The sequence below is a fragment of the Paenibacillus glucanolyticus NBRC 15330 genome, from assembly GCF_004000885.1.
Lineage (GTDB): Bacteria > Bacillota > Bacilli > Paenibacillales > Paenibacillaceae > Paenibacillus_AQ > Paenibacillus_AQ glucanolyticus.
The window spans coordinates 435,669-461,273 of sequence record NZ_BIMC01000002.1 but is presented as its reverse complement, the minus strand read 5'-3'; the positions used below and the strand labels follow the sequence as shown (position 1 = coordinate 461,273).

The 25,605-nt window shown below is 48.8% G+C and carries 30 protein-coding genes; 8 read left to right on the top strand and 22 right to left on the bottom strand.

The window, feature by feature from the left end; all coding sequences use genetic code 11:
- Positions 1–6: 6 nt before the first annotated feature.
- From fapR to PGL02S_RS05895, 3 genes are all read right to left on the bottom strand, one after another.
- Positions 7–573 carry a transcription factor FapR gene (fapR, locus tag PGL02S_RS05905; protein WP_036642423.1) on the bottom strand — a complete coding sequence of 189 codons (567 nt, stop codon included), beginning with the start codon at positions 571–573 and terminating at the stop codon, positions 7–9.
- A 184-nt stretch (positions 574–757) separates the two neighbouring features.
- Positions 758–931: a 50S ribosomal protein L32 gene (rpmF, locus tag PGL02S_RS05900; protein WP_006211382.1), complete on the bottom strand. Its 174-nt coding sequence runs from the start codon at positions 929–931 to the stop codon at positions 758–760.
- Positions 932–984: 53 nt separating this feature from the next.
- Complete coding sequence (locus tag PGL02S_RS05895; protein ID WP_036642015.1) at positions 985–1,494, bottom strand: YceD family protein; 510 nt, start codon at positions 1,492–1,494, stop codon at positions 985–987.
- A gap of 198 nt (positions 1,495–1,692) precedes the next feature.
- Here PGL02S_RS05895 and PGL02S_RS05890 point away from each other — a divergent pair, with 198 nt between their 5' ends.
- A complete protein-coding gene (locus PGL02S_RS05890; RefSeq protein WP_036642014.1) occupies positions 1,693–2,928 on the top strand; it encodes a nucleotidyltransferase in 1,236 nt (411 codons plus the stop codon).
- Here PGL02S_RS05890 and PGL02S_RS05885 read toward each other — a convergent pair.
- Positions 2,918–3,958, bottom strand: a complete 1,041-nt coding sequence (locus tag PGL02S_RS05885) for a SepM family pheromone-processing serine protease (protein ID WP_036642012.1) — start codon at positions 3,956–3,958, stop codon at positions 2,918–2,920. The genes PGL02S_RS05890 and PGL02S_RS05885 overlap by 11 nt on opposite strands.
- 113 nt (positions 3,959–4,071) lie before the next feature.
- On the opposite strand from PGL02S_RS05885, the gene PGL02S_RS05880 reads away from it, so the two are divergent.
- Positions 4,072–5,304, top strand: a complete 1,233-nt coding sequence (locus tag PGL02S_RS05880) for a nucleoside recognition domain-containing protein (RefSeq protein WP_036642010.1) — start codon at positions 4,072–4,074, stop codon at positions 5,302–5,304.
- Here the strand turns inward: PGL02S_RS05880 and coaD are convergent.
- Together coaD and rsmD are read right to left on the bottom strand one after the other, a co-directional pair.
- The gene (coaD, locus tag PGL02S_RS05875; protein ID WP_006211388.1) at positions 5,282–5,797 is read right to left on the bottom strand and encodes a pantetheine-phosphate adenylyltransferase; all 516 of its coding nucleotides are present in this window, start codon (positions 5,795–5,797) and stop codon (positions 5,282–5,284) included. The genes PGL02S_RS05880 and coaD overlap by 23 nt on opposite strands.
- Positions 5,787–6,392, bottom strand: a complete 606-nt coding sequence (rsmD, locus tag PGL02S_RS05870) for a 16S rRNA (guanine(966)-N(2))-methyltransferase RsmD (protein WP_036642421.1) — start codon at positions 6,390–6,392, stop codon at positions 5,787–5,789. Before rsmD ends, coaD begins: the two co-directional genes overlap by 11 nt.
- 536 nt (positions 6,393–6,928) lie before the next feature.
- Here rsmD and PGL02S_RS05865 point away from each other — a divergent pair.
- Entirely contained in the window at positions 6,929–8,890 is a 1,962-nt protein-coding gene (locus PGL02S_RS05865; protein WP_152826451.1) for a stalk domain-containing protein, read from the top strand.
- A gap of 114 nt (positions 8,891–9,004) precedes the next feature.
- Here the strand turns inward: PGL02S_RS05865 and PGL02S_RS28705 are convergent, their stop codons facing one another.
- The 5 genes from PGL02S_RS28705 to PGL02S_RS05845 form a co-directional block, all read right to left on the bottom strand.
- Complete coding sequence (locus PGL02S_RS28705) at positions 9,005–9,133, bottom strand: hypothetical protein (protein WP_006211391.1); 129 nt, start codon at positions 9,131–9,133, stop codon at positions 9,005–9,007.
- Positions 9,130–9,663, bottom strand: coding sequence for an accessory gene regulator B family protein (locus PGL02S_RS05860; protein ID WP_036642008.1), 534 nt, complete (start codon positions 9,661–9,663; stop codon positions 9,130–9,132). Before PGL02S_RS05860 ends, PGL02S_RS28705 begins: the two co-directional genes overlap by 4 nt.
- Entirely contained in the window at positions 9,653–10,321 is a 669-nt protein-coding gene (locus PGL02S_RS05855; RefSeq protein WP_036642419.1) for a hypothetical protein, read from the bottom strand. Before PGL02S_RS05855 ends, PGL02S_RS05860 begins: the two co-directional genes overlap by 11 nt.
- A 261-nt stretch (positions 10,322–10,582) precedes the next feature.
- Positions 10,583–10,690: a YjcZ family sporulation protein gene (locus PGL02S_RS05850; protein WP_006211394.1), complete on the bottom strand. Its 108-nt coding sequence runs from the start codon at positions 10,688–10,690 to the stop codon at positions 10,583–10,585.
- A 212-nt stretch (positions 10,691–10,902) separates the two neighbouring features.
- Entirely contained in the window at positions 10,903–11,157 is a 255-nt protein-coding gene (locus PGL02S_RS05845) for a helix-turn-helix domain-containing protein (protein ID WP_006211395.1), read from the bottom strand.
- A 177-nt stretch (positions 11,158–11,334) separates the two neighbouring features.
- Between PGL02S_RS05845 and PGL02S_RS05840 the strand changes: the two genes are divergently transcribed.
- Complete coding sequence (locus PGL02S_RS05840) at positions 11,335–12,006, top strand: tetratricopeptide repeat protein (protein WP_036642006.1); 672 nt, start codon at positions 11,335–11,337, stop codon at positions 12,004–12,006.
- An 81-nt stretch (positions 12,007–12,087) separates the two neighbouring features.
- On the opposite strand, the gene PGL02S_RS05835 is transcribed toward PGL02S_RS05840, so the two are convergent.
- From PGL02S_RS05835 to rpiA, 4 genes are all read right to left on the bottom strand, one after another.
- Entirely contained in the window at positions 12,088–12,723 is a 636-nt protein-coding gene (locus PGL02S_RS05835) for a GDSL-type esterase/lipase family protein (protein ID WP_063456013.1), read from the bottom strand.
- 129 nt (positions 12,724–12,852) lie between these two features.
- On the bottom strand, positions 12,853–13,284 hold the full coding sequence (locus tag PGL02S_RS05830; protein ID WP_036642004.1) for a GNAT family N-acetyltransferase: 432 nt from the start codon (positions 13,282–13,284) through the stop codon (positions 12,853–12,855).
- Positions 13,285–13,312: 28 nt separating this feature from the next.
- Positions 13,313–13,762, bottom strand: a complete 450-nt coding sequence (locus tag PGL02S_RS05825; protein WP_036642002.1) for a MarR family winged helix-turn-helix transcriptional regulator — start codon at positions 13,760–13,762, stop codon at positions 13,313–13,315.
- 49 nt (positions 13,763–13,811) lie between these two features.
- Entirely contained in the window at positions 13,812–14,528 is a 717-nt protein-coding gene (gene rpiA, locus PGL02S_RS05820; RefSeq protein ID WP_036642001.1) for a ribose-5-phosphate isomerase RpiA, read from the bottom strand.
- A 90-nt stretch (positions 14,529–14,618) separates the two neighbouring features.
- Between rpiA and PGL02S_RS05815 the strand changes: the two genes are divergently transcribed.
- Entirely contained in the window at positions 14,619–14,816 is a 198-nt protein-coding gene (locus PGL02S_RS05815) for a hypothetical protein (protein WP_006211401.1), read from the top strand.
- Positions 14,817–14,861: 45 nt separating this feature from the next.
- Here the strand turns inward: PGL02S_RS05815 and PGL02S_RS05810 are convergent, their stop codons facing one another.
- The 3 genes from PGL02S_RS05810 to PGL02S_RS05800 all read right to left on the bottom strand — a co-directional run bounded on the left by PGL02S_RS05810 (position 14,862) and on the right by PGL02S_RS05800 (position 16,618).
- A complete protein-coding gene (locus PGL02S_RS05810) occupies positions 14,862–15,437 on the bottom strand; it encodes an O-acetyl-ADP-ribose deacetylase (RefSeq protein ID WP_036641998.1) in 576 nt (191 codons plus the stop codon).
- A gap of 69 nt (positions 15,438–15,506) precedes the next feature.
- Entirely contained in the window at positions 15,507–15,938 is a 432-nt protein-coding gene (locus tag PGL02S_RS05805; RefSeq protein WP_036641996.1) for a hypothetical protein, read from the bottom strand.
- 56 nt (positions 15,939–15,994) lie between these two features.
- Positions 15,995–16,618, bottom strand: a complete 624-nt coding sequence (locus PGL02S_RS05800) for a TraX family protein (protein WP_036641994.1) — start codon at positions 16,616–16,618, stop codon at positions 15,995–15,997.
- A 118-nt stretch (positions 16,619–16,736) separates the two neighbouring features.
- On the opposite strand from PGL02S_RS05800, the gene PGL02S_RS05795 reads away from it, so the two are divergent.
- Positions 16,737–17,009, top strand: a complete 273-nt coding sequence (locus PGL02S_RS05795) for a hypothetical protein (RefSeq protein ID WP_036641991.1) — start codon at positions 16,737–16,739, stop codon at positions 17,007–17,009.
- Between the two features lie 70 nt (positions 17,010–17,079).
- On the opposite strand, the gene PGL02S_RS05790 is transcribed toward PGL02S_RS05795, so the two are convergent.
- The 4 genes from PGL02S_RS05790 to PGL02S_RS05775 all read right to left on the bottom strand — a co-directional run bounded on the left by PGL02S_RS05790 (position 17,080) and on the right by PGL02S_RS05775 (position 23,489).
- A complete protein-coding gene (locus tag PGL02S_RS05790) occupies positions 17,080–20,304 on the bottom strand; it encodes a hypothetical protein (RefSeq protein ID WP_036641988.1) in 3,225 nt (1,074 codons plus the stop codon).
- Positions 20,305–20,380: 76 nt separating this feature from the next.
- Complete coding sequence (locus PGL02S_RS05785; RefSeq protein WP_036642418.1) at positions 20,381–21,391, bottom strand: LacI family DNA-binding transcriptional regulator; 1,011 nt, start codon at positions 21,389–21,391, stop codon at positions 20,381–20,383.
- Between the two features lie 147 nt (positions 21,392–21,538).
- Positions 21,539–22,747 carry an SLC45 family MFS transporter gene (locus tag PGL02S_RS05780; protein WP_006211407.1) on the bottom strand — a complete coding sequence of 403 codons (1,209 nt, stop codon included), beginning with the start codon at positions 22,745–22,747 and terminating at the stop codon, positions 21,539–21,541.
- Between the two features lie 4 nt (positions 22,748–22,751).
- Complete coding sequence (locus PGL02S_RS05775) at positions 22,752–23,489, bottom strand: glycerophosphodiester phosphodiesterase (protein ID WP_036641986.1); 738 nt, start codon at positions 23,487–23,489, stop codon at positions 22,752–22,754.
- 227 nt (positions 23,490–23,716) lie between these two features.
- Here PGL02S_RS05775 and PGL02S_RS05770 point away from each other — a divergent pair, with 227 nt between their 5' ends.
- On the top strand, positions 23,717–24,181 hold the full coding sequence (locus PGL02S_RS05770) for a MarR family winged helix-turn-helix transcriptional regulator (RefSeq protein ID WP_036641985.1): 465 nt from the start codon (positions 23,717–23,719) through the stop codon (positions 24,179–24,181).
- A complete protein-coding gene (locus PGL02S_RS05765) occupies positions 24,174–25,418 on the top strand; it encodes an MFS transporter (RefSeq protein WP_036641983.1) in 1,245 nt (414 codons plus the stop codon). The genes PGL02S_RS05770 and PGL02S_RS05765 overlap by 8 nt, the downstream gene beginning before the upstream one ends.
- Positions 25,419–25,605 lie beyond the last annotated feature (187 nt).

Genomic DNA, 25,605 nt, shown 5'->3' with positions numbered 1-25,605 from the left:
CTTATGTCATTCTCCTGTAGATCGGTAAATTACGAAATTCCCCTGAAACACCATTTCATCAGCGACATAAGTAAACACTTCCACCTTGGCCTTTCCCTTCTGGCCGGCAATGGACCTAACGTAGGCTTTGGCAATGCATTTCTCCCCGAGGCGCACTTGTCTCAGGAACCGTATATCCGCTGAAGAGGTCAATGCGATTTCGTCATTGATAACGGCAATTGCAAGTGAATTGGCTTGTGCGAACACGTAATGTCCACGGGCAATCCGCGTTTTGCTAAATACGTGGTCCTCACGAATTTCAAATATCGATATTCCGCTCTTGTCCAATTGCAAGTCGACAACGTCCCCGATCACTTCTTCAAGCGACAGGGAACGAACCTGGTCATAGGAATGCTCCGCCATTTGCTTCATCCGCTCACGAAGCTCCGGTATGCCCAGTTCCATGCGGTCAAGGCGAATCGTCTGAATGCTAACTTTAAGCTGGCGAGTCAACTCGCGGTCTGTAACAAAGGGATTCTCGTCGATCAGCTGAATCAGCCGCTGGTGACGGTCTTTCTTGGATAAACGATCGATGACGAAACAACTCCTTCTGCCGCTATTAAAGCCGCCATACTTCAATTCATATATGTAAATTAGTCGCAAATATTAGAACCTGGTACTAATGTAAAGTATAAATCAAGTCACGTTAAAAAGAAAGGGGGACTTCGGACAAAAAAAATAGCACCTCACCAAAGATGAAGTACTACTTATTTAAAAACTATTGTTTGATGATCTCTCTTGCCTTATACGTTCCGCATACTTTACATACGCGATGAGCAAGTTTCAATTCTCCACATTGCTCGCATTTCACCATGCCTGGCACAGCCAGCTTAAAATGAGTACGACGCTTGTCACGACGTGTTTTGGACGTTCTACGTTGAGGTACTGCCATGTTCCCACCTCCTTATCAGTTCAACCCGCTGAACACGGGTGCCATATCCATCATCATTTAAAGAAGTCCTTGAGTCCGGCCAGCCTTGGATCGATCACTTCCGTATCGCAGCTGCATGTGTCTTCATTCAAGTCCTTGCCACAATTCGGGCAAAGTCCCTTGCAGTCGGCACTACAAACCGGAGCTAGCGGCAGGTGGAGCAAAAATGTTTCTTCTACATAGGGAGTGAGATCCACACTCTCACCTTGTACGTATGTAGTATCATCATTCTCATCCTGAAGGGTTTCAGGATCTTCCACCGGCTGGAATACTTCATGAAAAGGGATGTGCACATGTTCGTTTATCGGCTTCAGGCAGCGGGAGCAATGCATCTCCAGCTCGCCCTGCAGACTTCCACGAACATCAACCGTACCGGAAATCGAAGGTGTTGCTTTCAAATCCACGTCTAGTGGCTGAACAGCAACAATATCTTTTCGGCCCTTAACGGCGTTGCTTACATCCACGGTTTGATGGAACTGTAACGGTTGATCGCTGGTTGTCAATTTACGAAATTGAATTAGCATATCCATCACTCCAAACAAACAAAGATTATTATACCGATTCCGCAAGAGTTTTGTCAACAGGATAACCTTGAAGAACCATTATTGTTTCCCGATATTTCTCATGTTACCCCAAGAACATCACCCGCTAGGGCGACACGTTTATTGTTACAGGAACGTCATGTAATTATGATATATTCTTATCAAGGAGTTGAAAAGCAAATGAAAACGGTTGGTATTGTGGTTGAATATAACCCCTTACATCATGGTCATGTCCTGCATTATCATAAATCCAAGGAAGTAACCGGCGCAGACGCCGTGGTTGCAGTCATGAGCGGCCCTTTCCTGCAGCGAGGCGAGCCCGCAATTGCAGGCAAGCGCGCCCGTGCCGAAATGGCGCTCGCCATGGGAGTTGACCTATGCATCGAGCTCCCGGTCACCTATGCCGTTCAGCCAGCGGAATGGTTCGCGTACGGTGCGGTATCCATTCTGGAGGCTACCGGGGTCGTCGACTGTTTATCCTTCGGTTCGGAGAGCGGCTCGCTGGAGCAGATTCTGCCGCTCTCCCGTTTACTTGCGAACGAACCCGGCGAATTCCGGTCGAAAATTGAACAGCATCTCCAGGAAGGAATGAACTTCCCATCCGCTTATGGTGCTGCAGCTGCGGCCGTGTTCGGCCAATCCGGACCCGCTGTTAACCCATTGCAGGAACTGCTGACACAGCCGAACAATTCACTTGGGCTGCACTATCTGATCGCACTCAACCGGCTAAACAGCCGTATTACACCTTATACCATTCCAAGAGAACAGGCACAATATCACGATCCGCTCCCAGGATCATCTTCCATTGCCAGCGCAACCGCTATCCGGAATATCATCCTTTCGGAAGGATTGAATGCTGCCAGACCTTACATACCGGAGTTCACTCTGGAGATCATGAACCGGGAAATCCAGGCCGGACAAGCTCCGATCCATTGGGAACGATTTCGCCAGCCCTTGTTTCAAACCTTGCTCACGCACACACCCGCCCAGCTTGAAGACTACCTCGAAGTCACCGAGGGTCTGGAGCATCGCGTACAGCGCATGCTCTCACAGTTGGAGAACCCGACGGTTGAAGGACTCCTTGGAGCGCTGAAGACCAAACGTTATACGCGTACCAAGCTTCAGCGCATGCTGCTGCACATCATGCTGAACCATGACAAGGGCTCTATGAGCCCTGAAGAGCTCGCCAAAGGTCCCGGGTATATTCGGGTACTCGGATTCAACGAGACCGGACGCGGGCTGCTGAAACGGATGAAGAAGAGCGCTACGCTTCCCGTGATCCAAAAGCCCACGCTACTTCAGCATCCTCAACTGGAACGGGACCTGATGGCTGCCGCCGTTTACGCGAACGGTCACCCCGTGCCGGATATCCGCCACTTCTACAGCGACTACCTGCTGCCGCCGCTCACCCCTTAGGCGGCAGCTCCTCTAGGTAATCCACGGCATCCTGCAGATCCTCAACCGGCACAAGCTTCATATCCGTGTTGATTCGGTCCGCCCGCTTCTTGGCTTCGTCATAATTCTTTTGTGGCACAAAAAAGATATCGGCTTCCTTCCGGTCCGCAGCAACAATCTTGTGCTTCACTCCCCCGATGGGGCCTACAGCACCTGATTTATCAATGGTGCCTGTTCCAGCTACCCGGTAACCTTTACTTAAATCTCCAGCGGTGAGCTGATTGTAAATCTCCAGAGTAAAAATAAGCCCGGCCGACGGCCCCCCGATATTCGTATCCGCGAAGTGGATCGTGTGGTCCGGATCAGCCGGCTCCACCTTCTGCATCGTGGCGATCATAACGCCCAGACCTGGACGCTCCGCGCCTGTCTTATCGTCCTTGATGCTAACCAGCTTCACCTGTTCCTTAACGGTTTTCCCTTTGCGGTCAAGCTCTACGGACACCACATCACCTATGCTTTTTCCACTTAACAGGCTGGCAATTTTCTCATTATCCTCCGCCGGCTGCCCATCCACCTTAATCAGTTTGTCCCCTGGCCGGAAATGCTCGGCATTGGCTGAATTCTCAGAGATCGACATGACAAATACATAGGCAGGCTCAATACTGTAATCCACCTCGGCTTCCTGGTAGGCAGCTTCCATTGCGGCAGACTGGGAGGAATTCATGTAATACACCTGTGTGGCTGCATATTCATCCTTGCTCTGCTCGCCCATCTTTTCCGCCTTCTTTACAACCTCTGCATTGGGATTAAAAGCAGACAGCATTAACAGCGCCATATTCGCATAACTTGCCGACACGGTTGTCATCATAAATGTTCCCTCTTCCGCCGGATCGCCCTTCTCTACGCTAATCATCGGGCGAACCTCCTCAGCGCTTCCCGGCTGGTATACGAGATAAGGGGTTGGCATATAAACGACAACGTACAGCATAACCCCGACCAACAATAAATACAGCGCGATTTTTAAGCCATTCGGTTTTACGGACTTCTTCATGTATTTCCCTTCCCTCCGCCTTATATGTCCAGCCTTCCACCAAGTTTGGTCTGACGGTTGTCTCCCTTGCATAAAGTTGTACTAGCCATGTTTACGCAGAAAGGAGATTCCTTATGAATAAAGGCAACGCCGTCAAGTCATCAAACGGGCTGTGGAACACCATCCTCCTGGGGGCCGCTGCATTCCTGCTTGTACTGGCTGTCGTCAGCGCACCCGAGCCTGCCTTCCAAGCCACCCTGCAAGCACTCAAGCTATGGTGGAACATCGTATTCCCCGCCTTGCTTCCTTTTCTCGTCTTGGTGGAAATACTCATTGCCTATGGCTGGGCCCATGGAGTTGGCGTTCTCCTAGACCCTCTGATGAGGAAAATATTCAAACTTCCCGGTACTGGCGGCTGGGTTCTCATAACAGGAATGACAGCCGGGTTCCCGGCAGGAGCACAGGCTGCCTCCGGTATGTACAAACAGGGCGAGCTCCATGCCAGCGATGCCGGCAAGCTCGCCGCTATATCCCATTTCTGCAATCCGATGACCATTCTCGTTGTCATCGGAACCGGGCTGCTGCATAAACCTGAAGCAGGCTACCTGCTGCTGATCGTTCACTGGATTTCCGGACTGCTTGCCGCTTGGACATTTGGTCTATTCAGTAAAAATTCCCATACAGCAAACAGGCAGATCGCTGCACTGCCCCTGAACCATACACACATGAACGACTTAGCCAAACACCCCATCCTGAAACGCGCCTCCGCCGCAGCGCTGGATGCTCATCAACGGGATGGCCGGGGCTTCGGCAAATTGCTGGGCGATTCCGTTACCCGTTCGGTCCAGACCTTAATGATGACAGGCGGCTTTATATTGTTCTTCGCCGTCATTATAAGAGTATTGAGCAGCCATCTGCTGCCGCAGCTTCCGTCATATTTCACATCAGGATTACTGGAAATCCATCTCGCAGCCCAGTCTATCAGCACCTCAGCATTCTCAACAGGAACCCTGCAGCTGGCCGTTCTGTCTGCCGCACTGGCATGGAGCGGGATAAGCGCCCAGCTGCAAAGCCTGTCCCTGATGCGGGAAACCGGTCTCTCCTGGCGTTTCTTTATGATGAAGCGCGCCCTGCATTCCGTGTTCGCTTTTCTGATTACAATCGCATTATGGAAACCCGCCAGTGCTCTTTCGGCAGGCATTGTACCGGCATTCCGAACGGAGCCTTTAGAGCATGCAGCCACAGAACAGCTTTTTAATTTTTGGAGCGGTTTTCCTTCATTTTTGCAGTTCCAGGCCGTGATTTGTTTGTTGTTGATAGCTGTTTTCGGGTTGTGCTCCCGCTTTATTGAGCGTTATCGCCGCTGAATTTGCGGCGTAGGGCTGCATCAACCTCGCGGCTCACCAGATCCGTAGTATCTCCATTAAAGTGGGCAATCTCTTTAACAAGACTTGAGCTTAAGAACGAATATTTCGGATGGGTCATCATGAAGATGGTCTCCGCATCCGGGTTCAGCTTGTGATTGGTGGAAGCCAGCTGAAGTTCATATTCAAAATCGGTGACCGTGCGAATGCCACGTACGATGACTTGGGCATTCTTCTGGCGGATATAGTTCGCCAGAAGGTCGCGGAAGCTGTCGATTTCGACATTAGGCAGGTGTTTTGTGGCCTGTCTCAACAGTTCCGTCCGCTCCTCCACCGTAAACAGCGGATTTTTGCTTAAATTATTCAACACGCCTACGATCAGCAGATCAAACTGCTTCGAAGCACGTGTAATGATGTCCATGTGACCCATTGTGACCGGATCAAAGCTGCCCGGGTATACGGCAACGCGATATGTACTAGTATTCTCATTTGTCATCCTGTGATTCCTCCTCGTCAAGCTTGCCCGCTTGATCTTGCGCAATTTCATAACGGTATATCGATATGGCGGTCTCTCCATACTTCACGGTCCGGAGACAACAAAAACCACCAAATTTCTCAGGATAATTGTAACTCGATTCGTATTCCAATACCACCACAGCCAGGTCTTGTAGCAAACTTCGCTCGGCCATATCCACCATCAGCTCATCACCGTTCTTGAATCTGTATGGCGGGTCCAAAAAGACCAGATCGAATTTGAAGCTGCGCTTCTCGAGTGCTTTAAGTGCTCTTGCCGCATCGTTGCGGTATATCTCGGCTCTTTCCTCAAGCCGGGCAGCCTTCAAATTATCCTTGATAGTACTGATACTTTTCGGCTCCACATCAATAAAAACAGCACGATCAATTCCCCGGCTTAACGCCTCAATACCAAGGCCTCCCGTACCTGCAAACAGGTCAAGCGCGGTTCCCCCCTCAAAGTAAGGGCCGATCATACTGAATATGGATTCTTTCACTTTATCCGTCGTCGGACGGGTGCTTGTACCTGGCACACTTTTGAGCGGCCGGCCTTTAGCACTTCCGGATACTACTCTCACTGCTTCATTCACCCGTTTCATTATCCAAAAATTTAATGCCATGACAACGCCATGGACAGTGATTATCGTAACACAATCATCCCATATATGAAAAATGAAACCTCATGGCTCCCAAGTTTTTTTCTAAGTAAGGTATATTTAGGCAGCAGCCGGGCATCCTTGAAATATCGACATCAATGAATGTCGTAGACAACCGCGGAGAAGACTTACGTTTCCCCATAAGCTCTTCGTCCGGTTTCTCCTCTCCCATGAGGGAGTCTCTCCGGAGGCTCCCGAACAAAAGCCCTGTAATGGCAGCATGGATTACGGGGCTTTTGTTCTTTTTTTTATTTAGGGTGGCACATAAGGTGGCGTAACCTCATCTGCTTATAAATAAGTTAAGCGCTCCTCATATTCGGGGAGCGTTTTTTTGATTCTCTTTTTATGCTATCAAGCCATTCGCTCATGCAGGAATAACAGCTATTTTGTCGAAATCAATTAAGCTGTTTGAAAAATATTCCTGTTTGTACAGAGGAGAGGTCATGTAAGTGAAAAGAATGTTGTATATTCTCGTCTTGTTCAGCATGCTGGCAGGGCTTGGGTTTGCTGGGACAACGCAAGGCATTGCTTTTGCGGAGGAGTCCGAGCTCCAGATCAAAGACATTGCGGGAAGGAACACTTATCTGATGAGTGATGGCTCGATGTGGTCCTTGATTGACGGGCGCCATGCTATCCGGACACCCGGTACAGTCGCTGCCATCAGTGGTTATGAGTATAGGGGCATCGGCATGACGAAGGATGGCCGATTAGCGGAATGGGACATCGGCAAGGGTCCCCAGGTCGTTCCGGGAACAAGCGGTGTGAAGCAGATCGCGGGTTCCTACTGGCTGAAGTCAGACGGGACGGTATGGTTCGGCAATGAAAAAGCAAAGAACCTCAGTGGCATTATGCTGATCGCCAATGCGGATCAGGAATTTGCCGCATTGTCCTCGAACGGAGAGCTGCTGTTGGAGGATAATTACAAAAGAGGTCAATTCAAAAAGCTGGGCATCGTGGAAAGCCCGGTCACGGTTAGATCCATGACGGTTCATAGCGGGCGTGTTGCCCTCCTGCATGACAACGGTGATGTCGTAGTGTACGAGACGTCCAACTTCGATGATAACGGGCGCATCATACCGGTTACCGTGGCCCAGAATGCAGTTCATATCGTGTATGTCTCGAATGAGCCAACGGATCTTCTGATTGTGACACTGAAGGACGGAACCGTTTGGACAACGGGTGTGTATAAAGACCGCTGGAAGCTCAAAGAGCAGGTCTCCGGACTTAGCGGGATCGTTAGGACATCCATAGATGGGAATGCAACGGATCTGTCGGAGGGGTTCTATGCACAGCGTGCGGATGGAAGCTGGATACATCATAAGGGTGGACAGAACAAGCCTGTTGATGTGCCTGTCGTTAAGAGCTTATCGATCTCGATTTCCGATGCCAAGCCTTTTGTAGGGGACACACTGGAAATGAGTATCCAGGAAACCTACACCAATGGGGCCAAGATCAAGGTACCTGTTAAAGATGCCCGGATCGACATCGAGAAGCCATATTTAATGAACATGCAAAAGAACGGCACGCTAAAACCTGCGGGCGTTGGCAAGACACAGATTACGGTAACCTCTGGCGGCCTGTCTAAGTCGGTAACGGTATCGTCCAGTCTTCGCAGCAATTTGAAATATGCCAAACAGGTCAATGGGAATGTCATGGTTCCAGCGAAAACCATCATTCAGGCACTCGGCGGCACGTATTCGGCTAAAAACGGAGGCATCGAAGCGAAGTTTGGCGAGAACGTGCTTTCGTTCAAAGCTGGCAGCAGCCAAGCCATCCTGAATGGTAATCCTATACGTCTGAAGACAGCCCCACTTACGGATAAAGGCGAGTTACTGATTCCGGCTGCTGTGTTCTCCGATGCGCTGGGAGCCAAAATCAGCTGGGATGCCAAGTGGAAACAAGCGGATATCTCCTTCGGAGATGCAACCCTGACCGTTGTCTCCAGCGAAACGGCTGGATTGATCAAAAAAGCGATGCAGGGCAGCTTGGTTAAATTTATCGGCCGAACGTATTGGGTGAACGATTTTGAAGGCTTGGAACGCTTCTCCAAATTAAAGGTAAGCGATATTTTGCCGGACGACAAAGGTGAATTCAACGTTATCTTCACATCAACATCAGGAAAAACAGTGAAAAGCTATCCCATGCGGTCATCCGAAGTAATGCAGCTGTTTGCAGATCGTTCTTCATTATTAAATTACGATCCCTATCAAAAATATAAATGGTCCGCATCGGTGTGGAAACAGATTAAAGCAGGCCAGGTATCCCTCGGCATGACCAAAGAGCAGGTACAGCTTTCATGGGGGAATCCGGCAGCCAAGGACATTACCACTGGTGGTGGAAAAACCATTGAAACTTGGGGGTACTCCAATTTCGATATCGTATCTTTTGTGAACGGAAAAGTAATATTGATTATGATGTAATGATTAACGCCTCCAAGTAGTTTGCTTGGAGGCGTTATTGTATACAGATATCCATTATGTTATGAACCGCACCATCATGTGTCGACTCCATCCAGTAAGAATAGTTATAATTGCTTATTTCTGGTTGTTCTTCAGTTCATCAGGAAGCGGCAACGTGCCGACAATGCTCTTGGGCTGCGTGGCGGATTTTAGTGCAGACGACGTTATAAGTTTGGCAAGTATACGTGCTATTGATGGCTTCAATTCCAATTCACCTCCTCTCGTCCTTTCCATAGGGGCACGATTAATACAGCCTGCAAGCAAAACGCCAATGCCAAAATATTGGATACTAAAACAAAATTGCCGCCTACGATGCAGGCGGCAATCCACTTGTACCATGGTTCCCACCGGCTACGACGAACGGCTTCATAATATTGCGGGGCATAAATCAGCATCAGCACAAAACTGATCGTTGTCACACACAGGATTGCCGATGGCGACATGGTGATCAAGGGAATAATCGATGCAGCCATTGCTGTGACGATCGAACATAGTGTAATGGGCAGATGAACTCCTCCCGAAAACCTTCGAAGAGCCATAAAGGAAAACAATGCGAAAAAAGAACCTGCCAACGTATCCAGTATGGTTCCGAACAGCGCTGTCAACACCAGACAGCTGAACAGGTTCAATTTCAATCCAATCCCATAGGTCAGCACCTCAATGGAACCGGGTCCTTCCGGGTCAGCCTCCTTTATTTGGGTTGCCAGGCATTTCGACAGGCTTTCAAGAATCATGATCCTCCCTCCGTTTAGAGAAGTAATAGAGCATCGCATAATTCATAATGGCCAACACCAATAATCCAAGTGGATTTGCACGATACAATAACACTAACGTCAAACAAATCGTAATAACAGAAATCACATTGCCGATCACCAAAACATAGTTATGGTCAGAGAGGTAGTCCTCCTTGGAATAGAAATCATGAGGAGGGCTGGGGATGAAGGAAAACCCGAGATTAAAACGATATAGGCCATATGAGATTAAATAAGCGGACAGAATGGAGGTCGCTTGCAGCAAATAGACCAGCCAGCCCATAGATTGCTGTACAACTGTGACCGACATAATACCCGTGTATTGAAAAATAAAATAGAGTACCATTTGCAGCACGGCATAGGCTGTGATTCCCGCTCCGCACATGAACGCTGCCAGATGCAATTTTATTTTCACGGCCAACCGTAAAAACAACGCGAACAAAATATACTGCAAGGGCAAATCGATTTGCGGGACTTCCAAAACAATCCTTATTATGTAAGAGAAAACGGCAATAAAAAGAACAAATCCACCTATTTTGTAGCGGTACGTCCAAATCGGAAGTTTAAATAATTTCATGATCAGCAGCAGCATTGCCAATGCATCTAAAATCCCCAAACCAATGTATAATACAATATCCACGTGACACCGTCCTATCGGTAATATACTAAAATTATATAGGACAAACATTAATAATAAACAGACAATTTTCGACAAATCCTCAATTTAATATTGAATCCGCGATGAATAACTTTATTTTTCACAGACAGTTCTCTCCAAAAAAAACAGGACCGTCCAAAGGGGTCGGTCCTTCCCTTGGAACGGTCTGTCGTTGTGACTGCTCATGCTGCCTGATTGGTATTCACCTATTGATTCATTTGAATTGTTCATTCAAAAGATGGATTAGATAAATGCGCGAGTAATGATCACCAACAAGATGAATAACACCAAAATAGCACCAACAGAAGAACCATATCCATAACCGCCATAACCTTCTACTACTCCGCTCACATGAATCCCTCCTTTTTTGAACATACCACATGTTATGTCAGTGGCTTATAAGTGGACTAGGCTGTCGCCTGTTCGAAATAAGAATAGTGATTTGGCCCAGATGTGTCTGGAGAGGGGTTTGTTGAACACCATTCCTTCTCCTTGATCCCATATCAAAAAGGCGTAATGAAACGATCCGTCGTTCATCACGCCTTCATGTAACTGTTAACTTCTTAAACCTGTGCAAGCTGCTCTTGTTCATCCCGCTCATTGTCATGGTCTGGAGTTGAATTTCGTCTGCGACGATCGACCAAACCTTCCTCGCCAAATTCACGGTATTTACGCATCCATACTTTCAGCCGTCCGATATCTGATATTTGCAAGGCGGATGCTACTTCTTTCTTAGTCATTCCTTCCAGCCGCATGGCGACTGCCTTCTTCTTCGTTTCGAAACTGTAATGATGGAATATCTGTCCCTTTTTCGCCATGATTATCACCTCTTTACTACACTATATCGGTTATCTTCGACCGTCTTTCAATACCTATGACCTATTCCGACATGCGCATGCCATCAAGGTCTATAGAACCGAAGACATTTCATCCTAAAAAAATTCATGATATGGTATAATTTGTGCTATACATTCTATAGAAATCGAGGGATCTGTTTGATTAAATTAATACTGTTTGGATTTCTGTTTTACATTTTCGGCAATCCGTTTACAGCCATCCTGGTTCTGCTTCTCATTGTCTATGTGCTGGATCGCCGTTTTGTCGGTATATTCCCAAGCTTTACGAAGCCGATCAAACGTGCAAGAAATATCTCCAAGCTGCTCAGACAGATTGCAGTCAGCCCAAGCGATGTCTCATCCCGGCATGAGCTTGCCAGGTTGCTTCTGGAGCGGCGCAAGCATGGGGAAGCATTGCAGCTTCTCGAATCCATTCAATCAAGCTCGGAGGATTCCGCCGAGTTCTGGGACGATCTGGGCAGCGCTCGCTTACATACCGGCAGCATCGCTCAAGGCGAGGCTGATATTCTTCATGCACTGGAGATCAACCCAAGGGTCAAATATGGCCGGCCTTATCTGCGCCTCGCTGATACGTTCCGAGATACTGACCGCGAGAAATCACTGCAATATTTGGAGCAGTTCCACTCCATTCACTCCTCCTCAAGCGAGGCCTACTATTTACTTGGTTATATGTATCAATCGCTCGGAAGGACCGAGGATGCCAAGAAATCTTATCAGGAATCGCTGGACGTTTATCGATCACTGCCTAAATACAAAAAACGGCAAGAACGCAAATGGGCTGTACGGAGTTTTTTTCGGAAATTATTGTAAAACATACAGGAACGTACAACAAAGGCGTCCTCACTGGTCAAATGACCAATGGACGCCCTTTTTGTCTGATGAAACATTTTGTCAACCCAGAGGCTTGTACCCAAGCCGGTTTAGCTGTTCTGCAATGACTCGGTACCCTCGGCTGTTTGGATGAATGCCATCCACCGACAGCAGTTCCTTCTCTCTGCCTGAGAATTGCGAGTACACATCAGCAATACGAAAATAGCCATCACTTAACCCCAACAAATGCCGATTGAACCGAACTACGTATTCCGTAGCTTCTGTCCAGACCGGATAAGGATTATACAAACCGATAGCACGAATATAATACGGCTTGCTAACAGGTGACTTTATTTTCCGGATATGTCCGACGATGTTTGCTACATGATTCTGACAGCGATACAATGCAGCATCCAGCACTTCCCGGCTCGGACGCCCCCCGGTGGACTTCACGGCACGTATCAGATCATTGCCCCCGATGGATATCGTTATAATCTGGGCCTGCTGCAGATGATAACGATAAGCCGGAGACTGAACCACCCGATCGTATAACTCATCCGAGGTTAATCCGTTGACTCCCAGATTTTCGTGGGCTACGAACTGGCGAAGCTTCTCCTCCGCCATCCGGCGGTATAACGGAACAAAACCGCTGCCTGGCATGGCCCCAAACCCGAAGGTCAAGGAATCGCCGACAGCGGTATAATGGTACACCAACATGTTCACCCCCTGCCCGCTCGTTACGACATTATATGAATCATGTCTTAAACGGGAAACGGTATATTGTCTCGAATGGCAATTTTAATTCCATTTCACAACGATGAACATGCTTTCTATGTCAATAACAGCTTATTCTTCTGATTCCTCGACCTCATAAATGCAACGGAATCTCTCTACACCCGGATATTTCTCCCCTTGGCTGTAAACCTCAAATCCGATATTGCGATAAAAGTCCACGGTCTCTTCGTCCGTCTCCGCAATGACACGATCCGGTTTGGGCAGAAGCTCAAGCAGCAGCTCCAGAATCATGCCCCGTCCGTACCCCTTACCCCGATTCTCGGGAAGAACCGCGATATGTCTTATCGTAAGCTCGTCCTGCTCAACGTCAAAACCGATGACTCCCACCAGAAGTCCGTCTTCTTCATATCCGAATAGCCGGCTTTCACCGGTCTGATAGGATGAGGCCGCGCGTTCCACCGCCTCTGGATCCGGAAAGACCGAGTATTCCAGCAATTCCTTCACTTCTTGCTGCAAAGCCTGCGTAGTTATATCTTTAAGCATACTAATCTCCAATCTGTTTTAACTAGGACTATAACATCTTCTCAGCACTGATACCCAGCTTCCGCAGCAAAACGGCGGCCTTCGCTCTCTCGTCCTCCGACAAACCACTGAGCACCTTCACCATCAGCTCCTGATGAACCGGGAAGATGGCTTCAAAGAATTCTTCCCCCTCCGCGGTTAACTCAGCGTAAATAACGCGGCGATCCTCAGCGGAAGCCCGGCGGACGAGCAGGTTTTTCTTCTGGAGCTTGTCCACCACGTATGTAATGTTACCGCTGGAGATCAGTACCTTCTCACCGATTTTCTGCAGCGGCTGCGGCCCCTTGTGGTATAACACATCCAGCACACCAAATTCCGTGGAATTCAGTCCGTGACTGTTGATGCTCCGATTCGAATGCGTCATGACTGCGTTATAAGCTCTAGCCAGCACCACCAGCAAATATAATGGGTAGTCCTCTTGTTCTTGAATATCCGACATACTTCACCCTCCGAAAGATATCATGTAATTAAGGTTAATGAACGCCGGATCAACTGTCAAATATATTCTTCGCCTCAGAGCTGCCGGAATGCAATATCCGAACGGTTCCATCCTTACAGCCAATAATTGCTTGATCCGCCATACCGATAAACAGTCCGTGTTCTACTACGCCCGGAATGGAGCCAAGGCGCGTACTCAATTCCTCGGGGTGGGTAATGAGCTGGAATTTGCAATCCGCAATATAGTTCCCATTATCCGTGACATAAAACCCTTCGGACAGGCTGCGGCGTATCTGCACCGAACACCCAAGCCGGGCAAGTGACTGAACCGTCCACTCATAAGCAAACGGTACAATTTCAACCGGCAGTGGAAAAGCTCCTAGCTGAGTTACTTGCTTGGCCTCATCGGCCACAATCACGAGCCGGTCACTTTGATAGGCGGTAATCTTCTCCCGAAGAAGCGCTCCGCCTCCGCCCTTAATTAACCGCAGACGATCATCCAGCTCATCCGCTCCGTCAATGGTCAAATCCAGACGATCCATATGTTGTATGGGTGTCAGGGATATCCCCTGTTCAACAGCAAGCCTCTCGGATGCTTCAGAGGTAGCCACTGCCTGAATGTTAAGTCCGCCTCTGACCATCTCTCCAATTTTTAAAATGGCGTAATAAGCAGTAGACCCTGTACCGAGGCCTATCTTCATTCCATCCTGCACATACTTCGCGGCATGCTCTGCCGCGATTTTCTTCATATTCTTTTCATTTGTCATATCGGCCCCGCTCCTTCGTCATAAGCAGCATCAAATGCTATAATATTGGGTAAAGTGGTGGATTTCATACCAAACGAAAGGATTTATACCATGCGAACAGAAAATCAAATCAAATCCAAGATCAATGAACTTACAATGCAAAAGAAAATGCTGCAGACCCGACTAACGTCTCTTGAAGAGAACAGTCCTCAGCGCAGTTCCCTTCTCCATCAGGAAACTCGTCTTGACGATATGATCACCATGCTGGAATGGGTATTGTTTGAGCCAAACGGCTCTTATCATATGTAAGGACATCCAAACAAACGGCAGGGGCGCAATTTGCGCCCCTGCTTTTTATATTTGCGCCTCCTTCTCCTGGATGAATTGCTCGAGCCAATGAGCATAGAGCTCTTCATTCTCGGGAGAAAAACAAATGAAGTCTATCCGCTCCAGACGGTTATCCGGAGGATCCTCCTCCAGCAGTTTGGTAACCGCCTTTAACGCAACATCACAAGCAGGAGCTTTAGGGTACCCATAGATACCTGTGCTTATATTAGGAAAGGCAATGCTTCTCGCACCGACCTCTATTGCAAGCAGTAAGCTATTGCGGTAGCATTCGGCCAGAGTATGCTCCTCACGCCGTCCACCACCCTCCCATATCGGGCCAACGGTGTGAATGATGTGCTGGGCAGGCAAATTGCCCGCTCCTGTAATAACAGCGTTGCCTGGCGGGCATCCGCCTTGCTGCTTGCGAATTTCCATACACTGCTCCATAATCTCCGGTCCTCCGGCGCTATGAATTGCGCCATCCACACCTTTTCCGCCCAGCAGTCCCGAATTGGCAGCGTTGACGATAATGTCGCCCGTCCATGTCGTAATATCGCCTATAAAGACGGAGACCGATGTCCTTCCGATTTTAAATGTTTTCATTTCGGAAAATCTCCTTTCGGTCTTTTAATTCTTTATTACCCCGCAAGTAGGTGGATTGACCCGGAAAGCCTATTCTGTTCTCGCCTTTTTTTTCGCGACCGCAGAGATTCGGTCCGTCAAGCTTTTCTCCTCCGGTCCCTGCAGCGCTTCCTCCACTGTACGGTAAAACATGAGTGCGCCGGTATCTCTGGCCTTGGTCAGGTGATGAAGAAATACGTTACCGGCCTGCTCCAGCTGCAAGTCATCCTTCTCATTTTTAACCCGGCAGAGATAAACCTTCATCATCTCTTGCGAATCACGGAATTCCATCACGCCGATGGGAACAAGAGATCTTTTGTCCTCCTCAGAGAATTGAGGTGTCATATAAACGGTATATTCCGAAGGGGGCGGAGGAATGTATGCTTCCCGTTTTTTATCCGCAATTATTCTGGAATTCATGAACGCAATGTAACCCGCTGCAGCAAACAAAAGGACGCATGCAGCAATTGCTATATTCAACATGTGTGTCTCTCCTTGTAAAGGATCCATCCATTAGGTATGACCTAATCAGGACCTCTCTATATAAATACCCTTAATAATGCAATCGCAAGTAAATGCAGAGGATAAAACGAACGCCATACCCACTGGCTTACCCGGATGGACTCAAGTTTTTTCCATAGATGCGGACCATAAGCTATCATCGCCGTCGGAATCACACTCCACATCTGAAGTTCCCAGTTATTAAGAAACCAGAACATCACGTTCAATAAAATATGAAGAAAAACAAGCCAGCTGGCTTGCGCATAACGGAAAATCAAGATCAGCAGCAAACCGTAAGCCCCGTAATCAAATGGAAATTCACTCATCAGGGCGCAGGCGGCAACGACCAGCATCGTTGATAGGAACAAAGACTCCGAGCGTTCCAGCACATACAGCACCAATGCTCCGGCAACCAGCGTTACGACCACATTCAGTCCCCCGGGATCCAGAGCAAGCTGATACGGAATTTGGGAAATCGCTGCAATGATAGCCAGCCGCATGATATACTTGGGCCTGGAAGAAGTATAATGATGTCCTTGAACCAGAGCGTATACATAAATCGGAAAAGCAATGCGGCCGATAATTCTCCAAATCTCCTGGCCTGGAAAAAACACGAGCCCCACATGATCAATCAGCATCGTCAGCATTGCAATCCACTGCATGCAGCCCCCTCCTAACCCTCTAAGATGATGTTTCATTTATGTATGCAAATCGATATACCTATTATGGGTTGCAGCAAGAGGACTTGCAAGTGAAAGAATACGAAGCAGCCGTATTTCTATGGCTGTGATCAACATCCTCCAACACAAGGACAAGGATGATTGGAGACCCGGCGAAGTAACGGTAGAGCAGCATCATGAAGGCGGAGGTGACAGCAATATGGAAAAGAAAAAGAACAATACGGCATTAGGCATAAGTATAGGAATTGGCGTCGGCATTGCGATTGGCGTCGCCATGAATAACATCGCCATCGGGATAGCGATTGGTGTTGCCATAGGCATTTCGTTTAGCTCCATCTTAACAACCAAACATAAAAAGCCGCCCGAGGAATAAAGGCAGCTTCAGGAAAACCAATAGACCGCCGTTCTGCTGCCTGGCGGTCTATTGGTTTGGGGATACTATTTTACCCCATAACAGCTTGAATCGATTGGACATTCCCGTTACGAACCTCATGTGCCCATTCCCCTGAAAGAATCGGCCCATCTACCTCAACCTGATCTCCATCCACTGTCGTCAGGGTCAAACGCTGGATACGAACCCCATCTTGTCCGTACGTATTGGCGGTGCGCTTACTACGATACGTAATCTTGACGGAACCGAGGAGAGTAAACGACACCTCATGGTTCTCATCGAACAACCAAGCCGGGAGCACGGGGTTCAAATGCAGCTGAAGCTGATGGTCTTCGTAACGGAATACCTGCTTCCCTGCCATCATCGTAATCCACATGCTGAGGAATTCGGCCGTCGATCCGCTAAGCCTAGCCACAAAACCGCGTCCATGGACATGGGGATCCGGGTTGACGCTGCTTGCAATAAAGGAGGAGTTCTCCAGCGTACTTCGTCCATACACTGCCGGGTCCAGAAATGGAATAAGCGATAACCTGATCTCCGAGAAGAACTCGTCATACAAGCCGGCTTTTAATAAAGAAAGCAAATATTTATAAGTCATATGCAAGAATACTGATTCCCGCTCCAGCCATCCGGCTGTAAAAGCACGAATGCGCCCGATTTCGTCGCTTTCTTCCTCAAGGCTGACGGAAGTTTTGTACATCCCAAGTTCCGGATCATACAGCTCGGAAGCCTTGATTCGCTCATACATCGCTCTTGCCTGTTCCTCACCGGCGAGTTTCATTCCCCGGGCTGGGGCCTCCAGAAAGTGCGGAAGCGCACAGGGTTTGAACCCGAGTACTTTAGCGGCAGGCAGGCCGTATCCGGTTATCACCGGATTCCCCTCCGCATCCCGTATCTCCTCAAACTGCTCCACTTCAAACCGGAAATAGGTCGGCACGATTCCGCCTCCCATCTGCTCCGCACGCTCAATCCCTTCATTAATTTTGCCGAGGAATGCAGCATATATGATCTTCACGTCCTTCACCGGCAACTCGACTTCGCGGCCTGTAATGCCAAACCTTACGGAAGCGCGGTAGGTTTCGCGTAATCCCGCCACCTGATCCCAGTAACGGAAAGAATCCAATGCCCCGGAATGATATTGTTGCACTGCAGCAAATACACCTTCTAAATAGGAAGCAATCTCTTCCGGTACTTGAATGGTATGCCGGCTGAACTGCTCAGCAGTATCCACAATAAAAGCCGCCATGCGCTTCAATTCCATCGTCTCGCTCATGCCTGAACCAAACAAGCCCGGCAAGCCGTTCATTGCATCGTTCCAGCCTGGCTTATTGGCCTCCATCTCGACCCCCATCCCGTACGGATCGAGTGTAGCCATTTTGCTGAGTGATAATGAGATCATTTTGACAAACAGATTGGTACGGTATATGCTGCCCTTCCCGCCGTCAACCCGCAGCCATTCCGCCGCGTTCCGTTTTCTGCCCAGCTTCATCAGCTTCTCCTCATCCTCCAGCAGGGCACCATATTGACGAACCTTGCCACGGCTGATCACAACCTTCTCGTGCCGCGGAAGCACATAAACCGGACTGTCAAAAAACGAATACGTTTTCTCGCCAAACAGCAGTTCCTCACAACGGTCAGGATAAATATTAAGGTAGGCATCAACCAAATCCATGTTATATGTCCAGTGATCCGACCAGAATCCCTCACCAAAAGATGCTGCAAAATGTTGATCGGAGATGGTGAGCAGCTTGGATAAGAAGGGTTCCTCGCCGATGGACAATTCAATGCCCTGATCCGCAATCGCGTTTATGATGTTCCCTGGCGTATAATCGCCGCCACAGACCGCCTTCAGCTTATCGTAATCCTCATCCCCCGATACCGAGGCGCGCAGCAGCTTCTCCAGCTGCTCCTCCATACCTTCAGTCACGCGGAATTTGGTCCCTTCCACGCTTAAGGGGTTATACCCGTCAGCTTGGATCAGACTGAAAAACATCCGGATATTGAATGTGCCCACCTTGGGATTAAAGAACACATCATTCCGTCGATTCTGATTCATATCCCGGAAGTTGCCGTTCCCTTGCGAATAATACTCCGGGGCGAGCGAGAAGAAGTTGTAATCTCTCTCCAAATCCCCGTGTTTACGGGAGTACAGATGGACAACGGCGCCTTCCTTCCCGTTATCGAATATAAACGGATACCCGCCTCTCAAGAAATTGTCCAGATAGGATTGACGGCTGTATTCATCAAATATCGGCAACCCCGTATTCGTGGCAACATCATCGGTTAATTCGCGTGTCAATGCGGCTGCCTCCATTCGCTTACTGAGGATATAAGCAGGCGAGGACAAATCATTTGAGCGTTTATTGATTCTGGTAATGTCATTCACATGACCAACCAGAGTGTAGACGGTTATCGACTCCCCGGGCCCAAGCTCAGCCGGCAAGCCGCTAAAGCCGCAGGGTACTTTGTTCACAGCATAGGGTATCGTCTGTGCCAGCGATTCGATGGACGCTGTGGCAAAGCGATCGGGATAGATTAGTGATGTATTCCCACCAAATATCAGCTCGAAGTCTACGAGTGGCTTGATTAACTTTCCGTGCTGATCAAATGACAGATAAAAGTGACCGTTCGTAACCTCGCTCACTTCCGCCTCGTCATGCGTGCTGGAGCGCACTTTATAAAACGGGATGCCTTGATCCAGATTCTCCACTTCCATCCAGCTGCGAAGCAGGTTGCCGATCTCCTTGTAGCCGCTGTTCGCAACACCGTAAGGCAAAATCTCCGGCAAACCGTCCAGCAGCTCAAACGATACGTTCCGAGTTCCAGCATTCGTTATCTTAACCTCACGGACCAGCGCGGCAAAGTCTTCTCCAGGCAGCTGGAAATACGATACCGAGGTGCGAAGTCCGTTTCCGGCATGATCTTCTTCGATCACCAGCTCATTCTGACGAATAAACATCGTTCGCTGCGCCTGCGGGTCGGGTTGAAAGGATTGAAACGGCTCGTAGACGGACGGGGTCCCGGCAAGCTTGATAAACGTCCTAAATCCTGTAGCAGACACATTCTTGTATGCAATATTAGCTGGCGAAAACTCCATAATCGGCGAGTTCTTGTCGCGTATCCCGAAGCTGCATATCCCTTGACCCCGATTCACGTAAAAAGTCCACATCGGAATTCCCTTCAAACCTGCAATGCCCGGCAGAAAGCTGGAAAAGGTCTTGGCTTGATCATATTGCTCGATAACAAAGGTATCCTTCTCAAAACGGTAATTTGCCATGTTCGTATCCCCCTTAAATTAATTTCGAAACCGGTTTCGAAATGGTGTAAAAATAGGCCTGCTCTTTCAGGTTCACCTAAGTGACCGGGCGGCAGGAATCCCGAATAATTAATTCAACAGGCAGCATAACCGACTTCACTGCGGTATCTTGCTCTTCAATCGAAGACGTTAGAATCTCGGCGGCAACAGAGCCCAGCTGTTCTGTATGCTGACGTATGGTCGTGAGCGCAGGGGTTATGTAACGGGACATCTCAATATCATCAAACCCGACAATCGACACATCCCCAGGCACATTCAGGCCGCGATCCTGCACGGCGCGAATAGCTCCAAGCGCAAGTAAATCCCCAGCGGCAAAAACAGCTGTCGGAGGATCCGGCAGTGCAAGCAACCCGTTCATCGCATCATATCCGCTCTCCATGGAGAAGAAGTCGCTGCTTGTTATGTATTCTTTCCTGAATGTCAAACCCAGCTCGCGAAGAGCTTGCTCATAGCCCTGCTGACGCTGATCGCCTGCAAACGTATTCAATCCGCCGGAGATATGGGCGATGCTGCGATGTCCGAGTGAATGCAGATACCGAAGTGCCTGCAAGCTTCCTTCGATGTTATCGGAGCAGACGGAATGGGCCTTCTCTGGCGAGGAATCCAGAATAACGCAAGGGATGCCGCTGTCCAGCAGCTCCTGGAAATCAGGATCATCGTTGCTCGAGAGAATGACAACTACGCCATCGACCCCGCGGATTTTACAATGCTCCACGTAGCTGCTTCTCAGTCCGCCAACATCCTTGGAAATAAACATCAGATCATACCCTTTGGAGACGGCGATTTTCTTGAAGCTTTCGATAACAGCCCCAAAGTAAGGGTGACGAATCCCCGCTCCTGTTGCTTCTACGAACAGTATACCGATGGTCCATGAACGCTTGGTCGTTAGAGACCTGGCATTCGCGTTCGGAAGATAGCCCATTTCCTTCGCTGTCTCCAGAATCTTGACCCTCGTCTTCTCCCTGACATCCGGATAGTTGTTGAAGACTTTGGACACCGTCGTAGGCGAATAGCCTGTTTTCTTCGCAATATCATAAATAGTAGTCAACCTAAGAATCAGCTCCTGCACCTTCGCCGGCATATTCCGATACGGGTGTATCTGATATAAGATTCTACCTGCGCTAACCGGCTCTCGTCAATGTTATTCCGCACTAACAAGCAGGAGCCAAAACTTCGGTCACGACATATTCATCCACTAGGATAAGCCGGCAGTCGCTCCCTTCGGTGTGGAGGGGCTTGCCGTTTCCGGATAACGAATCATCAGTACACAGATCAAGGCGAGCAGCATGCTGCCCGCGGCACAATAGAACAGAATCCAATACCCCATTCCATCAATGAGCTTGCCCAGAAGAGGAGGTGAGGAGATCGCCGCGAGCGATGACACCAAATAGTACATCCCTGTCCGTGTTCCGATGCTGTCCTCCGATCCTGTTGATACGATGAATGGATAGGAATTGATATTGATGCATGCCCAGAACAACCCACCCACCGTCAGCAAAATGCGGAGCAATAACAGCGAATCGACCAGTGGTACCATCGAGAAAACAATCAGCAGACCGCTGACACCGATGAGAATCATCCGCTTTTTGCCGAATTTGCCGCCAAGCCATCCGCTTGGAATAGCAAACAGCACAAAAGCAAGTGAAAAAAACGTTAAGGAGAAGGAAGCCTGCGATTCGGTCAGCCCTACCTCATTCTTGCCATACAATGTGAACAGCGTCTCTACGCCTTGATAGGCTACAAACCAGAAGAAGATCGCCGCCAACAGCAGCACCGTCGTCCGATCGAGCTGGCTCCTGAAGGAAACTTTGGGCTTGGCGGCAGTCTGGGCCTGATAGCCGGGTGCGTCACGCTTCTCCTTGATAAATGTCATTAGGATAAATAAAGATACAAGCGTTATGCCGGCAGCGGCTATAAACGGCAAGGACTGATGGGCTTTATAAAGCACCGAGCCCACGCCAAAAGCCAGTATCGATCCGATGCCACCCATAAAATTAATAACGCCGTTGGCTCTTGTCCGCCGCTTCTCTTCTGTAATGTCCGGCATTAAAGAGACGGTCGGTGAACGATACAAGCTCATCGCCAGATTCATAAGAACCATGAACAGAATGAGTGTTGCCATTCCGGTATGAAACGGTATGATCGCCGTAAACAGGGCGCCCAGCGGCATTCCGATAAGCAGATAAGGCATTCTTCTTCCAAACCGGGTATGTGTCCGGTCGCTTCGACTTCCAATCCATGGCTGCAAGAATAGAGCAAAGTAGTTGTCAATTGTCATAAAAAAACCGATCAATGCGACACTGGATATGTAATCTTCCAGAAAATAGGGCACAAAAGCATTATATAGCGCCCATGTTATGCTAATGCTGAAAAAACCAAAGCCCAGCAGCCATGTTTTCTTCACAGGGTCACACTCCCTTGGTTTGAAGCAATCCACTGAGCACATCCGGGTAATCGGTAATAATTCCGGCTACGCCTGCATCGATCAAAGCCTTCATCTGTTCCTCGTCATTCACCGTCCATGGATGATAAACAACGCCGTGCAGCTTCGCTTCCGTTACCCACTCCGGGAGAACCGCTCGATGATATGCATGAAGGGCATCGGCCTTTGCCAGCTTGGCATACTCCCACGGTTTGTATAAGCCTTCCCCATACAGCAGGCCCGTGCGGATTTCAGGATCAATTAACTTGCACTCTACCAGCGAATAGTGATTGAAGCTTGAGATGACGATTTGCTCCGACATGCCGTAATGTCTTACCGCCTCGATTACACGCTTCTCCAGCTCCGGATATTGAATCGCCCCGTTCTTCAGCTCAATATTCACGATCGTGCCCGGATTCTTTGTTAATTCCAGCAATTCCTCCAGCAGCGGAATGCGCTCGCCTTGAAATGCAGCTCCAAACCATGAACCCGCATCCAATGAAGAGAGCTCCTCATAAGTGTAATCCTTGACAAGTCCTTCGGCTCCCGTCGTACGTGCTACGCTCTCATCATGGATTAGAACCAGCTTTCCGTCCTTGGTCATCTGGACATCGGTTTCAATCCCGGTAGCTCCCAGTTCAAGCCCCTTTGCAAAAGCTGCCATCGTATTCTCCGGGCATACGGCCGATGCGCCGCGGTGGGCAAAATTAATCAATTGTGACATTCCTTATTCCTCCTGAGTGTTGGGATATTGGTTTTGTAATATAAATATAGCTCCCAATTGTTAGAACTATGTTATCGTCAATTTTCATATTCCACATCGGCCTGTGAAACCCTGTCATGTAAACGATTTAAATTTTATGAGGATTTGACGTATTTAATTGTTAAACATATAATTGTTAAGACAACTATTATTTCGATAACCTAAAAATGAAAGGTGTGACTTGTTTTTTGAAAGAACCTACACGCAATCCCTCCATCGGCTTTCACCTGGGTTACACCTATCGCCGTGCATCCCAATTGTTTGCCAATGCCCTAAAACCCTTTGACATCACCCCTGAACAATGGCTGGTCCTGTTTCATATTGGCGAACATGAAGGGTTAAACCAAAAGGAAGTTGCCGTAAAAGCGGACAAAGACCAACCTACGACAACCCGCATACTGGATCTGCTCGAGAAAAAAGGTTACACGCGCAAATCCGTATCGGTTAACGACCGCCGAGCTTTCCAGCTCTATTTGACGGACACCGGTAAAGAATTGATCGAGGCTACCACCGCAATCGAAAGTGAATGCGGACGCCAAATAATAGAAGGAATTGACGATCGTCAATTGGAGATGTTCCGGGACACTCTCTCACGCATCAACAACAACATGAATCATATACACAACAACAGGAGAGATGTTTCACATGAATGAAATGAAAGCCAAACAACCATTATGGACTAAAGAATTTATCACCTTGATGGTCAGCAACCTCTTTCTGTTTCTGACCTTGCAGATGATGCTGACCACGCTGCCCGCTTATGCCAAGGAAACTTTTATGGCAAGCCCCCTGCAGGTCAGCCTGATTACCAGCCTCTTCGCCTTCAGTGCGATTGCTTCCCGCTTTGTCTCAAGCAGAGCACTTGAAAAAGGAAAGCTCCGGCTGCTTCTCTATGTCGGACTCCTGATATCTCTGGCAGCCACGCTCGGATACTATTGGGCATCCGGCATCGTATTTCTGCTGCTGATGCGCATCTTGTTCGGCATCGGATTCGGTATGACAAGCACCTCGTTTCCGACGATGGCATCCGATGTCATTCCCATCAAACGATTGGGTGAAGGTATGGGATACTTCGGATTATCCACCACCCTTGCCATGTCGATCGGACCTATGATCGGTTTAACATTGCTCCAAGGCGGCGGCTTCACCCCCTTAGTGATCATCACCGTTATCATCAATGTCCTCATCTTCCCGCTCGCTTACATTCTTACGTCCAGGGCGCCTGCACGACGAATACCTGAGCGCCCCGTAACCGAGCCAGTCCACCTGGAAGATAAACCACGGAGTTCCTTTAACAGCAAGCTGATCCTCCCCAGCGTTCTTAACTTTTTAATGTCCATTACTTACGGAGGTCTGCTGAGTTTCATGGCGCTGTACGGAGCCGAGGCTCACCTTCGGAATCCCCAGTATTTCTTCTTATTTAATGCGATCGCCATTATTCTGGTCAGACCCTTCTCCGGCAGAATTTATGATCGTTATGGACATAAAGCGCTCGTTGTGCCCGCAGCGGTGCTGATGGTTTCGGGTCTTCTGCTCCTGACCTTAGCATCCTCAACCGGAACCATGCTGTTATCGGCATTATGTTACGGTCTTGGCTTTGGTGCCATTCAGCCGTCCATCCAGACCTGGATGATTCAGGAGGTTCATCCCCTGCAGCGCGGCATGGCAAACGGCATGTTCTTTAACTCCCTCGATTTCGGTGTTGCCATAGGCTCCATCGTGCTCGGTTCCATCGCCAAATCCACATCGTATGCCATCATGTACCGTTATTCAGCCCTCGCGCTTGCACTGTTAATTCTGATCTATATCCTAGCGCACATCATCGGCAAATCTCGCTCCAAAGCCCGAACAAGACTTGAGGAGACCAAGTCTACGGCAGCAGGATCATAACAGGCAGAGCTGCCCTCATGTAAACATCCATTCACAGATCATTCACGCATAAAGCTTCCACCTCCCGGACACAATGACGATAATTGGATTTCATACTTACGCCAAAATGAAAATCATGTGCAAACCGTCTTCAGCCTTACGCTGAAGACTTTTGCGCTTTATTTGAATTTTTCGTTACAGCCATATG